Annotated in this window: 12 protein-coding genes; 9 read left to right on the top strand and 3 right to left on the bottom strand. The window is 64.2% G+C overall.

Annotated features, from left to right (window positions below; translation table 11 throughout):
- Positions 1-10: 10 nt before the first annotated feature.
- The 4 genes from D9X30_RS00425 (at position 11) to nadC (ending at position 5,021) form a co-directional block, all read left to right on the top strand.
- Complete coding sequence (locus D9X30_RS00425; RefSeq protein ID WP_153947348.1) at positions 11-1,366, top strand: mechanosensitive ion channel family protein; 1,356 nt, start codon at positions 11-13, stop codon at positions 1,364-1,366.
- Between the two features lie 308 nt (positions 1,367-1,674).
- A complete protein-coding gene (locus D9X30_RS00420) occupies positions 1,675-2,865 on the top strand; it encodes a DesA family fatty acid desaturase (RefSeq protein ID WP_153947349.1) in 1,191 nt (396 codons plus the stop codon).
- Positions 2,866-3,006: 141 nt separating this feature from the next.
- Positions 3,007-4,161, top strand: a complete 1,155-nt coding sequence (gene nadA / locus D9X30_RS00415; RefSeq protein ID WP_153947350.1) for a quinolinate synthase NadA — start codon at positions 3,007-3,009, stop codon at positions 4,159-4,161.
- Positions 4,158-5,021, top strand: coding sequence for a carboxylating nicotinate-nucleotide diphosphorylase (gene nadC / locus D9X30_RS00410; protein WP_153947351.1), 864 nt, complete (start codon positions 4,158-4,160; stop codon positions 5,019-5,021). The genes nadA and nadC overlap by 4 nt, the downstream gene beginning before the upstream one ends.
- Before the next feature lie 33 nt (positions 5,022-5,054).
- Here the strand turns inward: nadC and nadB are convergent, their stop codons facing one another.
- From nadB to rpmB, 3 genes are all read right to left on the bottom strand, one after another.
- Entirely contained in the window at positions 5,055-6,668 is a 1,614-nt protein-coding gene (gene nadB, locus D9X30_RS00405; RefSeq protein ID WP_153947352.1) for an L-aspartate oxidase, read from the bottom strand.
- A gap of 223 nt (positions 6,669-6,891) precedes the next feature.
- Complete coding sequence (gene rpmG / locus D9X30_RS00400; protein WP_029051226.1) at positions 6,892-7,062, bottom strand: 50S ribosomal protein L33; 171 nt, start codon at positions 7,060-7,062, stop codon at positions 6,892-6,894.
- 13 nt (positions 7,063-7,075) lie between these two features.
- Complete coding sequence (rpmB, locus tag D9X30_RS00395; protein WP_008644908.1) at positions 7,076-7,309, bottom strand: 50S ribosomal protein L28; 234 nt, start codon at positions 7,307-7,309, stop codon at positions 7,076-7,078.
- Positions 7,310-7,696: 387 nt separating this feature from the next.
- On the opposite strand from rpmB, the gene D9X30_RS00390 reads away from it, so the two are divergent.
- The 5 genes from D9X30_RS00390 to D9X30_RS00370 all read left to right on the top strand — a co-directional run bounded on the left by D9X30_RS00390 (position 7,697) and on the right by D9X30_RS00370 (position 13,384).
- Positions 7,697-8,188 carry an FKBP-type peptidyl-prolyl cis-trans isomerase gene (locus D9X30_RS00390; protein ID WP_029051225.1) on the top strand — a complete coding sequence of 164 codons (492 nt, stop codon included), beginning with the start codon at positions 7,697-7,699 and terminating at the stop codon, positions 8,186-8,188.
- Positions 8,188-9,180 (top strand): 4-hydroxy-3-methylbut-2-enyl diphosphate reductase, encoded by a 993-nt coding sequence (ispH, locus tag D9X30_RS00385; protein WP_153947353.1) that lies wholly within the window; start codon positions 8,188-8,190, stop codon positions 9,178-9,180. Before D9X30_RS00390 ends, ispH begins: the two co-directional genes overlap by 1 nt.
- Before the next feature lie 670 nt (positions 9,181-9,850).
- Positions 9,851-11,059, top strand: coding sequence for a branched-chain amino acid ABC transporter substrate-binding protein (locus tag D9X30_RS00380; RefSeq protein ID WP_153947354.1), 1,209 nt, complete (start codon positions 9,851-9,853; stop codon positions 11,057-11,059).
- A 221-nt stretch (positions 11,060-11,280) separates the two neighbouring features.
- On the top strand, positions 11,281-12,216 hold the full coding sequence (locus D9X30_RS00375; RefSeq protein WP_092601748.1) for a branched-chain amino acid ABC transporter permease: 936 nt from the start codon (positions 11,281-11,283) through the stop codon (positions 12,214-12,216).
- Positions 12,217-12,229: 13 nt separating this feature from the next.
- Positions 12,230-13,384, top strand: a complete 1,155-nt coding sequence (locus tag D9X30_RS00370) for an ABC transporter permease subunit (protein ID WP_153947355.1) — start codon at positions 12,230-12,232, stop codon at positions 13,382-13,384.
- The last annotated feature ends 11 nt before the right edge of the window (positions 13,385-13,395 follow it).

Genomic DNA, 13,395 nt, shown 5'->3' with positions numbered 1-13,395 from the left:
AGGCGGCACGATGAACCCCGATACGCTCGCGGCGCTGACCCGCTCGCATTCGGTCATGGGCAAGATGCTCGACGACCTGATCCACGATGCAGGCGGGCAAGGGTTCTTCTGGCAGATCGGCATCCTGGCCGCGTGCCTGCTGGTGGCGTGGCCGCTGGCGCGCAACGTGGTCAAGCGGCTCGAAGCGCGGCACCAGACGTCGAGCTTCGCGCTGCGCCTGGCGGCCGTCAGCCTGGAGCGGGCCATGTTCCCGCTGTTCGCGTGGCTGCTGGTGCTGATGGCGCGGTACGCGCTGGCGCCGTTCGCGTCGATCAGCGTGCTGCGGCTGGCGCTGGTGCCGTTGTTCGGCATCACGGGCCTGTATTTCACCTTCTATATCCTTCGCCGGGTGATGTCCGCCAACGGACAGCTCCACGGCATGCTGGTGCTGGTGGAGAAGGTGCTGACCACGCTGGTGTGGATCGGCATGGCGCTGTATGTGGTAGGCCTGCTCCCAGACGTGGTGCGGTGGATGGAGTCCGTGCGGTTCTCGGTGGGCGGCAAGCACCCGATCAGCATTGCCGACGCGCTGATGGGTGTGGTCTGGATCCTGCTGACCGTGCTGGTGGCGATGTGGTTCGGCTCCTGGCTCGAAGACCGCCTGATGCGCGCCCAGACCCTGGACGCCAATCTCAAGGTGGTGCTGACGCGGATCACCAAGGCGCTGCTGTTGCTGGTATCGCTGCTGGTGAGCCTGTCACTGGTGGGAATCGACCTGACCGTGCTGTCGGTGTTCGGCGGCGCGCTGGGCGTGGGCCTCGGCCTGGGCCTGCAGAAGATCGCCAGCAATTACATCTCCGGGTTCATCATCCTGCTGGACCGCTCGATCGCGCTCGGGGACCAGATCACCGTGGACAAGTACACCGGGATCGTGTCGCAGATCCGCACGCGCTACACGGTGCTGCGCAACGGCGACGGCGAAACGCTGCTGCCAAACGAGCAGCTGGTGGCCCAGTCGGTGCAGAACCATTCGTTCTCGGGCACCAATGTGCGGGTGGCGGTGCGGGTGCAGGCCGACTACAACACGGACCCCGAAACGGTGATCGGGCTGCTGCAGGAATGTGTGCGCGATATTCCGCGTGTGCTGGATGCCCCGGCGCCCGCCGCCTTCCTGGTGGCGTTTGCCGATAGCGGTATCGAGTACGAAGCCGCCGTCTACATCGCCGATCCGCAGAACGGCAAGCTGGGCGTGCAATCGGCGATGAACCGCGCCATTTGGCGAACTTTCCAGCAACATGGCGTGTCCATACCGTTCCCGCAGCGAGAATTGCGGGTGCTGAACCCCACTCCGGGTGCCTTGTCCGTCACCGCAGCCAACGCCGAGTAAGTTCCTCGCGCATCACCTGCGGAACAAAGGCCGCTGGCAGGTATCGAAGTCGGGGAAAAAGCGGATGTCCCTCTCGCGCCGATCCGGTAGAATGCCGGGTTGTCGCGGGGTATACGGATGACCCGCAGCCCCACACCAGACAACCGCCAGATTGCAGCGGTTCGTGCCTCGGCCAGGCTCCCTCAGGGATACAGCCCGCGCCAGAAAGCTATCGCAATCGATAAATTTGCAGTCTTTTTTCTGCGCGACAGGTGCGCCGCACGGTGGTGCCGCGCTGCAAACACTCGTTTTACGACGGAGAACATAGTTTGTTCGACACAATTCTTGACTGGGCCGCCAACGGCCTCGCCAACTGGTCCTGGTGGGAGATCGTGATCTACACGCTCGTGGTGACGCACATCACGATTGCCGGTGTCACGATCTTCCTGCACCGCTGCATGGCGCACCGGTCGCTGGACCTGCATCCCATTGCCCAGCATTTCTTCCGCTTCTGGCTCTGGCTGACGACGGGCATGGTGACCAAGGAATGGACCGCCATTCACCGCAAGCACCACGCCAAGTGCGAAACCGAGGACGATCCGCACAGCCCGCAGACTCGCGGCATCCGCAAGGTGCTGCTGGAAGGCGCGGAGCTGTATCGCGCCGAGGCCAAGAACAAGGAAACCATCGCCAAGTTCGGTCACGGCACGCCCGATGACTGGGTCGAGCGCAATGTGTATTCGCGCTTTGGCTGGCAGGGCGTGGGCCTGATGCTGATCATCGACCTGGCGCTGTTCGGCGTGGTCGGCATGAGCGTGTGGGCCGTGCAGATGCTGTGGATCCCGATCCACGCCGCCGGCATCATCAACGGCCTTGGCCACTGGTGGGGTTATCGCAACTACGATTGCGAGGACGCATCGACCAACGTGTCGCCGTGGGGCTTCATCATTGGTGGCGAAGAGCTGCACAACAACCACCACACGTATCCGACGTCGGCCAAGTTCTCGATCAAGTGGTACGAGATCGACGTGGGCTGGTGGTACATCCGCGCGATGCAGTCGGTCGGCCTGGCCAAGGTCAAGAAGACCCCGCCCAAGGCTCGCCTGGTGGAAGCGCGTCCGGTGGATCACAACACGCTGGAAGCGATCATCGCCAACCGCTACGACGTGATGGCGCGCTACGCCAAGGCGCTCAAGAACGCGTACAAGGCCGAGCTGCGCAAGCACAAGGAAGGCAATTCGCCCGAGTACAAGAGCTACAAGCCGGCCCGCAAGTGGATCCACCGCGAGGAAGTGAAGCTGGGAGCGCCGCAGCGCCAGCAGCTGGCCAGCATCACCGAGAAGAACAAGATGCTGCACACCTACGTGGAAATGCGCCGCGAGCTGGCCGTGATCTGGGGCCGCTCGAACATGACGCGCGAGCAACTGCTGGCCCAGCTGCAGGCGTGGTGCCATCGCGCCGAAGCCAGCGGCATCCAGGCACTGCAGGAGTTTTCGCTGCGCCTGCGCCGGTACGCCTGATACAATCGCCGACGCGCCCGTCATGGCTAAAAGCCCCGCCCCAGGCGGGGCTTTTCTTTTGGCTACACTCCCCCATGTTCGCGGCATAGATCGCGCGCTCAAGCGCGGCGGCCACCGGGTGCCCCGAGGAGTACTGCACAGATGACCCCACAATCGATCAAGACCGTCGAGTTCGAAAAGCCGAACCTCGCGGATGCCGACAACGCCGCCGGCGGTAGCTGCGTGGCCCATGCCTGGGCCAAGGTGCCGCCGGCACTGACGCCGGATGAGCGCGGCGCCCTCAAGGACCGTATCCGCAAGCTGCTCAAGGAGCGCAACGCGGTGCTGGTGGCGCATTACTACGTCGATGCCGACCTGCAGGACCTGGCCGAGGAAACGGGCGGCTGTGTGTCCGATTCGCTGGAAATGGCGCGTTTCGGCCGCGATCACGCGGCGCAGACGCTGGTCGTGGCCGGCGTGCGCTTCATGGGCGAGACGGCCAAGATCCTGAGCCCCGAAAAGACCATCCTGATGCCGGACCTCGACGCGACGTGTTCGCTCGACCTGGGCTGCCCGGCCGACGAATTCACCGCGTTCTGCGACGCGCATCCGGACCGGACCGTGGTGGTCTACGCGAACACCAGCGCCGCCGTGAAGGCGCGCGCCGACTGGATGGTGACGTCCAGCATCGGCCTGAAGATCGTCGAGCATCTGCACGCGCGCGGCGAGAAGATCCTGTGGGCACCGGACAAGCACCTGGGCAGCTATATCCAGAAGCAGACTGGCGCCGACATGCTGCTGTGGCAGGGCTCGTGCCTGGTGCATGACGAGTTCAAGGGCATCGAACTCGACCTGCTGCGCCGCGAACACCCGCAGGCGAAGATCCTGGTGCATCCGGAGTCGCCCGCGAACGTGGTCGAGCAGGCCGATGTGGTGGGCTCCACCAGCCAGCTGATTGCCGCTGCCCAGCAGCTCGATGCGAACGAATTCATCGTGGCCACCGACAACGGCATCCTGCACAAGATGCGCATGGCCGCGCCGGGCAAGCTGTTCATCGAGGCGCCCACGGCCGGCAACAGCGCCACCTGCAAGAGCTGCGCGCACTGCCCGTGGATGGCCATGAACGCACTGACCAATCTGGCCGAAGTGCTAGAGACCGGCCGCAATGAAATCCACGTCGATGCCGATATCGGCCGGCGTGCCGTCACCTGCATCGACCGCATGCTCGATTTCGCTGCGCAGCAGAAGACCAATGTGCGTCCTGCCGCAGACCTGGCCAAGGCGGCCGCGCTGTTCCAGGGGGTGGGCCCGGCATGAGCGTGAATCCGGTATTCGACAGCTACGGCCCGGCACTCAAGGCGGCGCTGGAAGCCAATGTTCGCGCCGCCATTGCCGAGGATGTGGGCACCGGCGACCTGACCGGCCTGCTGGTGCCGGCCGACAAGCCGGTGCAGGCGCGCGTGATCGTGCGCGAAGCCGCCGTGCTGTGCGGGCGCCCGTGGTTCGAGGCGTGCATGAAGGCCGTGGACGAGCGCCTGCAGGTGACGTGGCGCAAGGAAGAGGGCGCGCGCATGGCGCCCGACGACGTGGTCTGCGAGATCACGGGCCCGGCCCGGGCGCTGCTGACCGCCGAGCGTCCGTCGCTGAACTTCCTGCAGCTGCTGTCGGGCGTGGCCACGGCCACGCGCCGCTACGCCGATCTGATCGCCGATACGCGCGCACGCGTGCTCGATACGCGCAAGACGCTGCCTGGCCTGCGGCTGGCGCAGAAGTATGCGGTAAAGGTGGGTGGCGGAGAGAATCAGCGCCTGGCGTTGTACGACGGCATTTTGATCAAGGAAAACCACATTGCCGCGGCGGGCAGCATCACGGCGGCGATGGAGGCCGCGCTGGCGCTGCGTACCGAGGCGTCGATCCAGATCGAGGTGGAATCGATCGCCGAACTTGAAGAAGCCCTGGCAGCGGGCGCGAAGTCGGTGCTGATCGACAACTTCACGCTGGAGATGATGCGCGAGGCCGTGGCGCTGAACCACGACCGTGCGTTGCTGGAAGTCTCCGGCGGCGTGAACTACGAGACGATCCGCCGGTCCGCCGAAACCGGTGTCGACCGCATCTCGGTGGGCGCGCTCACCAAGGATGTGCGCGCGACCGACTACTCGCTGCGCATCATCGGCTAAGGGCCAACCAGGGGCCGAGCCTCGGCCCTTTGGTCAGCGCCGGTGCTGACGGTGGCGGGCCGCCCGGCCCGTTTCCGGCTGCAGCACCGTGGGCAGCGCCTTCGGCAGCGTTTCCGGATAGTCCCGGCTGTAGTGCAGCCCGCGGCTCTCGTGGCGCGAGTACGCGCCATCGACGATCAGCGATGCCACTTCCACCAGGTTACGCAGCTCCAGCAGGTCGCGCGTGACGCGGAAGTTCGCGTAGTACTCGGCGATCTCCTCGCGCAGCAGGCCGATGCGGTGCTGGGCGCGCTCCAGGCGCTTGTCGGTGCGCACGATGCCCACGTAATTCCACATCATCCGGCGCAGCTCATCCCAGTTGTGCGATACCACCACTTCTTCGTCCGCATCCGAGACCCGGCTTTCGTCCCAGGCGGGCAGCGCGATATCGGGCGCGCCGGACTTGCCCTGTGACGCGATGTCCAAGGCTGCGGCCTGGCCGATCACCATGCATTCGAGCAGCGAATTGGATGCCAGGCGGTTGGCGCCATGCAGGCCCGTGCAGCCGGTCTCGCCGACCGCGTACAGGTTGCCGATATCGGTGCGACCCGCGGTATCCGTGACCACGCCGCCGCAGGTGTAGTGCGCGGCCGGCACCACCGGAATCGGCTCGCGCGCGATGTCGATGCCCAGTTCCAGGCAGCGTGCGTGGATGGTGGGAAAGTGCTCCTTCAGGAACGACTCGGGCTGGTGCGTGATGTCGAGATAGACGCAGTCGATGCCGCGCTTTTTCATTTCGAAGTCGATGGCGCGGGCCACCACGTCGCGCGGCGCCAGTTCGGCACGCTCGTCGTGTTCGGGCATGAAACGGGTCCCGTCGGGCAGCTTCAGCAGGCCGCCTTCGCCGCGCACCGCCTCGGAGATCAGGAACGACTTGGCGTAGGGGTGATAGAGGCAGGTCGGGTGGAACTGGATGAATTCCATGTTCGCCACACGGCAGCCCGCGCGCCAGGCCATGGCGATGCCGTCGCCGGTGGCCGTGTCGGGATTGGTTGTATAGAGATAGACCTTGCCCGCGCCGCCGGCCGCCAGCACCGTATGCGTGGCCGTGATGGTGCGCACCTCGTCCGTGGTCACATCCAGCACGTAGAGGCCGTAGCAGCGGTTGCCCGGCAGTCCCAGCTTGGCCGACGTGATCAGGTCGATCGCGAACTGGTCTTCCAGGATCGTGATGTTCGGATGCTTGCGCGCCTGCTCGGCCAGCGTGGTGACCACGGCGTGGCCCGTGGCATCGGCCGCGTGGATGATCCGGCGGCGGCTGTGGCCGCCCTCGCGCGTCAGGTGGAAGCCCAGTTCCGCCTGCTCGTCGCGCGTGAACGGCACGCCGCGATCGATCAACCACTGGATTGCCTCGCGCCCATGCTCCACGATGAAGCGCGTGGCTTCCTCGTCGCAGAGTCCGGCACCGGCGACGAGCGTGTCCTGCGTATGCTCGTCGTGGCTGTCACCGGAATCGAGCACTGCCGCAATGCCGCCCTGCGCCCAGTCGCTGGCCCCCGTTGTCATGGCGCGCTTGCTGAGGATGACAACCCGGTGGGTGTCGGCCAGTTGCAGCGCGACGGTAAGGCCGGCCAGACCGCTGCCGACAATCGCGACATCGAAGTTCATGGTGCAGGGGGATCGCTTCGGGGGCGAAAGCGTGATGGGGAAAGCTGGCAAGTCTACACCGGCTTGCCACGAAACTGACATCTTTCCCTTGTCTGACAAGGGTTGGCGGGGCGTGGGAAGGCAGGGGCCACAACGCCGGCGGCGCCCAAGCCCGGTGCAGGCGGATGCCCCAAAGCAAAAAGCCCCGCGAGGGCGGGGCTTTCGGCTGAAGACCAGGGATCAATTACTTGATCTTGGTTTCCTTGTAAGGCACGTGCTTGCGGGCGATGGGATCGAACTTCGAGATCTCCATCTTTTCCGGCATGGTGCGCTTGTTCTTGGTGGTCGTGTAGAAATGACCGGTACCCGCGGTCGATTCCAGCTTGATCTTGTCGCGTCCGCCTTTGCTGGCCATGATTTACTCCTTATTAGACTTCGCCGCGTGCGCGCAGGTCTGCGAGCACGGCGTCGATGCCTTTCTTGTCGATCAGGCGCAGACCGGCGTTCGAGACGCGCAGGCTCACCCAGCGGTTTTCCGATTCAACGAAGAAGCGGCGGTTCTGCAGGTTGGGCAGAAAACGGCGCTTGGTCTTGTTGTTTGCGTGGGAAACGTTGTTGCCGACCATCGGCGCTTTCCCGGTCACTTGACAGACGCGTGCCATGAAGCACTCCTAAATCTTATTCGTGGACAATGTTCGCAACAGATCAACAAAAGGCGCACGGGCCCGGACTGCAGCGGATTGGTACTTCAGCGAAACGAACATTATAGACCGGAATCGAGCGGCGAATCAATGCCTTCCGGCAGATTCGGAAGGGGGCTGTTGCGCCGTGCCGCCTGCGTCACGTGGGATGACGCCCGGAAGCCGGTCCTGCTCTGGACGCACCACGGACGAACAGTGGTGCGGGCCACACTGTAATGGGGCTGGGGCGGCCTGTCCAGCGCGGCGACGGCGGAACAACTTCGTCGATTTCCGACACAGGGGCGCGGCCGTACCCGGCGGCGGACGGTCCAGTCGCATACAATGGCGGCTGTTGACCGGTTGACTCCCATGACTTTGCAAACTTCTTCGGCGCAAGCCGCCGCTGGTGGCGCGTCCGCGCGCAAGACCGTCCAGGCCGATTCCTTCCTGACGCTTCATTACAGTATCGCCCTCGAAAACGGCACCGAAGTGGTGAGCACGTTCGAGGAAAAGCCCGCCACGCTGCTGCTGGGCCAGGGCCAGCTGGCCCCGACGCTGGAGCAGGCGCTGCTGGGCATGCCCGAGGGCGACCGCATGACGTACCGGCTGGATGCCGAGCACGCATTCGGCCCGCGCAATCCTGAACTGCTGCAGTGGGTCTCGCTGGCCACGCTGCGCGAGAACAGCTCGTTCGAAGAGGAATACACCCCCGGCGATCTCGTCGAATTCAACGCGCCCGGCGGCGGCAAGTACGCCGGCGTGCTGAAGGAATACGGCGACACCGCGGCGCTCTTCGATTTCAACCACCCGCTGGCCGGACAGACGATCCTGTTCGACGTCCAGCTGATCGGAATTCTCTGATGTCCGCCGTGGCGATGGAACGCAGCATGACCGAACTCACTACCTCTGCAGACGCCGAAATCCTGATGGCGCAGCCGCGCGGCTTCTGCGCCGGCGTGGACCGCGCCATCGAAATCGTCGAACGCGCGCTGTCGCGGTTCGGCGCACCGATCTACGTGCGTCACGAGATCGTGCACAACGCCTACGTGGTGGCCGACCTGCGCAAGAAGGGTGCGATCTTCATCGACGAACTGGACGAAGTGCCAGCCGGTTCGACCGTTATCTTCAGTGCGCACGGCGTGTCGAAGGAAGTGCGCGCCGATGCCACGCGCCGTGGCCTCACGGTATTCGATGCCACCTGCCCGCTGGTGACCAAGGTCCACGTCGAAGTGGGCAAGATGCGCGCCGAAGGCTGCGAGATCATCATGATCGGCCACAAGGGGCACCCCGAGGTGGAAGGCACGATGGGCCAGTCCGAGCAGGGCATGCTACTGGTGGAATCGGTGGAAGACGTGAACCGCCTTGAGGTTGCCAACCCGGCCCAGCTGGCGTACGTCACGCAGACCACGCTGTCGGTGGACGAGACGGCCGAAATCGTGGCCGCGCTCAAGTCGCGCTTCCCGCAGATCCGCGAGCCCAAGAAGCAGGACATCTGCTATGCCACGCAGAACCGCCAGGACGCCGTGAAGTTCATGGTGCCCCAGGTGGAAGTGGTGATCGTGGTGGGCAGCCCGAACAGCTCGAACTCGAACCGCCTGCGCGAACTGGCCGACCGCCTTGGCGTGCCGGCCTACATGGTGGACGACCCCGAGCAGCTCAAGCCCGAGTGGGTGGCCGGCAAGCGCCGGATCGGCCTGACCGCCGGCGCGTCGGCGCCCGAGGCGCTGGCCCAGGCCATCGTCGAACGCCTGCGCACGTTCGGCGTCAAGAGCGTGCGGGCCCTGGAGGGCGTGGAAGAGAACATGTCGTTCCCGCTGCCGCGCGGCCTGGCGAGCGTGTCGGTCCAGTCCTGACGACCCCGCCTGCTTTCTGACTTTTCCGAACGCCGCTGGCCAGCCGCCAGCGGCGTTTTGCGTTTCCAGGGCACCTCCTCCCGACCGCGCCCCCTTTCTGGCGCGCTTCTCCGTATTCCATCGCCACCGGTTGCACCGCGCCGGTGCGTCGAGCCGTATCTTCGCGAATACATTGCAATACGCCTTGCGCGGCGCAATGCCTTATTTTGCGTGATTATCCGGGGGTACCTGTACGAACACGCAGACAATATCAGGGTAATCCCGGGGAATGGGGTTTTCCCTATTATGGTGCGGCGCTACATTCTGCACATTAGAGCAGGCGTCCGGTAAATCGAATGAAATGCCTAATTAATAGCACGGCATTATGGGTGGCGCCGGGACGGCTTAATTCGTGCCCTGTGCGGCGCCACAGGCGCTGCAGGCATGATTCTTGAAAGGGAAGGAGACGGGTCTGCCAAGTGGGCGGAGATTGCCCCAATCTGTGCATTGGGGAAATTCCCTAGCTCATTTGGCGGGTAAATGGTTCAGGTTGTTGCGTCGCGTATTGCATCCGCAAAGAAAGGGGATACAATGCGCGCGTTTCAAATTGAAACTAAACAAAGGCGGTCCAGGGAATACGTCCGGGAGGCGTAGTTATTTCCCTGTTTTTGTGAATCCTAGGAGATCACTCATGCAATTCACGTTTGCCAAGATTCTGCCGATCGCGGCCGCTGTGGCGCTGGTCGCTGCATGTGGCAAGAAGGAAGAAAAGCCGGCTGATGCGGCAGCATCTGCACCGGCGGCCGCCGCGGCGCCTGCCGCCGCCGGTGGCGGTGAAACCGTCGTCAAGATCGGCCACGCCGCTCCGCTGACGGGCGGCATCGCCCACCTTGGCAAGGACAACGAAAACGGCGCGCGCCTGGCCGTCGAGGAAGTGAACAAGACCGGTCTGGAGATCGGCGGCAAGAAGATCAAGCTGGAGCTGGTGGGCGAAGACGACGCCGCCGATCCGAAGACCGGCACCGCCGTGGCCCAGAAGCTGGTGGATGCCAAGGTCGTGGCCGTGGTGGGTCACCTGAATTCGGGCGTGTCGATCCCGGCCTCGAAGATCTACAGCGACGCCGGCATCACGCAGATCTCGCCGTCGTCGACCAACCCCGACTACACCAAGCAAGGCTTCAAGACCACGTACCGCGTGGTGGCCACCGACGCCCAGCAGGGCCCGGCACTGGCCAACTACGCCGCCAAGAGCCTGCACGCCAAGAGCGTGGCGATCGTCGACGACGCCACCGCCTACGGCAAGGGCCTGGCCGACGAGTTCGAGAAGACTGCCAAGGCCGCCGGCGTGAACGTGGTGGCACGTGAAGCCACCAACGACAAGGCCACCGACTTCAAGGCCATTCTGACCAAGATCAAGGGCAAGAAGCCGGACGTGATCATGTACGGCGGCATGGACGCCACCGGCGGCCCGTTCGCCAAGCAGGCCAAGGAACTGGGCATCACGTCCAAGATCGTTGGCGGCGACGGCGTGTGTACCGACAAGGTGGCCGAACTGGCTGGCGACGCAGTGACCAACATCATCTGCTCGGAAGCCGGCCTGGCCCTGTCGAAGATGGAAACGGGCGCCGATTTCGAGAAGCGCTACCAGGCCCGTTTCAACTCGCCGGTGCAGATCTACGCACCGTTCACCTATGACGCCGTGATGGTGATCGTGGATGCGATGAAGCGCGCCAACTCGACCGAACCGGCTGCCATCCTGGCCGAAATGCCCAAGACGAACTACAAGGGCGTGATCGGCAACATCGCCTTCGACGAGAAGGGCGACATGAAGGAAGGCACCATCACGCTGTACGAGTACAAGGACAAGAAGAAGTCCGTCCTCGACGTCGTGAAGATGTAATCCGGGGCTTACCGTCCCAGACGAACGGCACCGTGAGTACCTTGCGGTGCCGTTCTTTTTAGTCTCGCCAACGTGTTATGAGCATCCTTACCATGGGTGGAACAGGGCGGGCAGCACACCAGCAAAACTGATTACCAACCTACCCGACCTATCCAACATTACCGTCCCTTCCGCGGCATCCACACCATGCCGGCCGGAGCGGGGCTGAAGCAGGAGTTTTCATGGATATCTTTATCCAGCAGATCGTGAACGGTCTGGTGCTCGGCAGCATCTATGCGCTGATCGCACTGGGCTACACCATGGTCTACGGCATTCTGGGCATCATCAACTTCGCGCATGGCGACGTCCTGATGATTGGCGCGCTGACCGCTTTGTCGGCAATCATGGGGCTGCAGAAATTCGCCCCCGGCCTGCCCGAATGGCTGACGCTGGTGATCGCCACGCTGATCGCCATGCCCGTCTGTGCAGTGCTTGCCTATACCATTGAACGCGTGGCCTACCGGCCGTTGCGCAACGCGCCGCGCCTGGCCCCGCTGATTACCGCGATCGGTGTCTCGATCATCCTCCAGACCATGGGGATGCTGATCTGGTCGCGCAACCCGCTGACGTTCCCGCAACTGCTGCCTTCGGACCCGATCGACATCGGTTCCACCGGCGCCACCATTACCGGCAAGGAAATGGTCATCATCGGCCTGGCCGTGATGGTCATGGCAGGCCTGCTGGCCCTGGTCAACCGCACCAAGCTCGGCCGCGCCATGCGCGCCACCGCCGAGAACCAGAAGGTGGCGGGCCTGATGGGCGTGAACCCCAACTTCGTGATCTCGGCCACATTCATGATCGGCGCCACGCTGGCGGCGCTGGCAGGCGTGATGATGGCCACCAACTACGGCAACGCCCACTTCTACATGGGCTTCATCCCCGGCCTGAAGGCGTTCACCGCCGCCGTGCTGGGCGGCATCGGCAACCTGGCGGGCGCCATGGTGGGCGGCATGCTGCTGGGGCTGATCGAGGCACTGGGCGCCGGCTATATCGGCGACCTGACCAATGGTGTGTTCGGCTCGAACTACCAGGACGTGTTTGCCTTCATCGTGCTGATTACCGTACTTGTGTTCCGTCCGTCCGGCATCATGGGCGAACGCGTGGCCGACCGGGCCTGAGGGGAGAGAATCCATGAATACTCCGATTCCATCCACGGCCGTGGCGGCACCGTCGCGTGTCCCGGCCAAGACCCTGGCGGCCTTGCTGGCCTTCCTGGTGGTGGCGCTGTGCGCGCCGTTCTTCGTCCAGACCTTCGGCGGCAACTACTGGGTGCGCGTGCTCGACTTCGCGCTGCTCTACATCATGCTGGCGCTGGGCCTGAACATCGTGGTGGGCTTTGCCGGCCTGCTTGACCTGGGCTACATCGCGTTCTACGCGGTGGGGGCCTACAGCATGGCGCTGCTCGGTTCGCCGCACCTGGCCAACCAGTTCGAGTGGATCCACCAGCTGTTCCCGAACGGCCTGCACCTGACGATGTGGCTCGTATTGCCATGCGCGGTGCTGATCGCGGCTACCTTCGGGGTGCTGCTGGGGGCGCCGACGCTGAAGCTGCGCGGCGACTACCTGGCCATCGTGACCCTGGGCTTCGGCGAGATCATCCGGATCTTCATGAACAACCTGGACCGTCCGGTGAACATCACCAACGGCCCCAAGGGCATCACGGCGGTGGACCCGGTGCATATCTTCGGCTTCGACTTCTCGAAATCGCACGAGATCTTCGGGATGAAGTTCACGCCGGTCTTCATGTACTACTACCTGGTGGTGTTCCTGGTCATCGTGATCGTGTTCATCTGCCTGCGCCTGCAGAACTCGCGCATCGGCCGGGCCTGGGTGGCCATCCGCGAAGACGAGATCGCGGCCAAGGCCATGGGCATCAACACCCGCAACATGAAGCTGCTGGCCTTTGCTATGGGTGCGTCGTTCGGCGGCGCCTCGGGTGCGGTGTTCGGCGCGTTCCAGGGCTTTGTCTCGCCGGAATCGTTCACGCTGTGGGAATCGATCTACATCCTGGCCATCGTGGTGCTGGGCGGCATGGGCCATATCCCGGGCGTGATCCTGGGCGGCGTCCTGCTGGTGGGTTTCCAGGAACTGCTGCGCGTGGTGGCGGAGCCGATCCAGACCGGCCTGTTCGGCCACGTGATCGTCGATGCCGAAGTGCTGCGTCAGCTGCTGTTCGGCCTGGCCCTGGTGGCGGTGATGCTGTACCGCCCGGCAGGCATCTGGCCATCGCCGCGCAAGGAAGATCGCCCGGTGGTGCGCCGCGCGGGCAACGTCGGCCGTTTCTGAACAGGAGGACA

The sequence above is a fragment of the Cupriavidus sp. U2 genome, assembly GCF_009663685.2.
GTDB lineage: Bacteria > Pseudomonadota > Gammaproteobacteria > Burkholderiales > Burkholderiaceae > Cupriavidus > Cupriavidus necator_C.
Note: the sequence above shows the minus strand (reverse complement) of the source record. Positions and strands in the feature narration are given on the sequence as shown.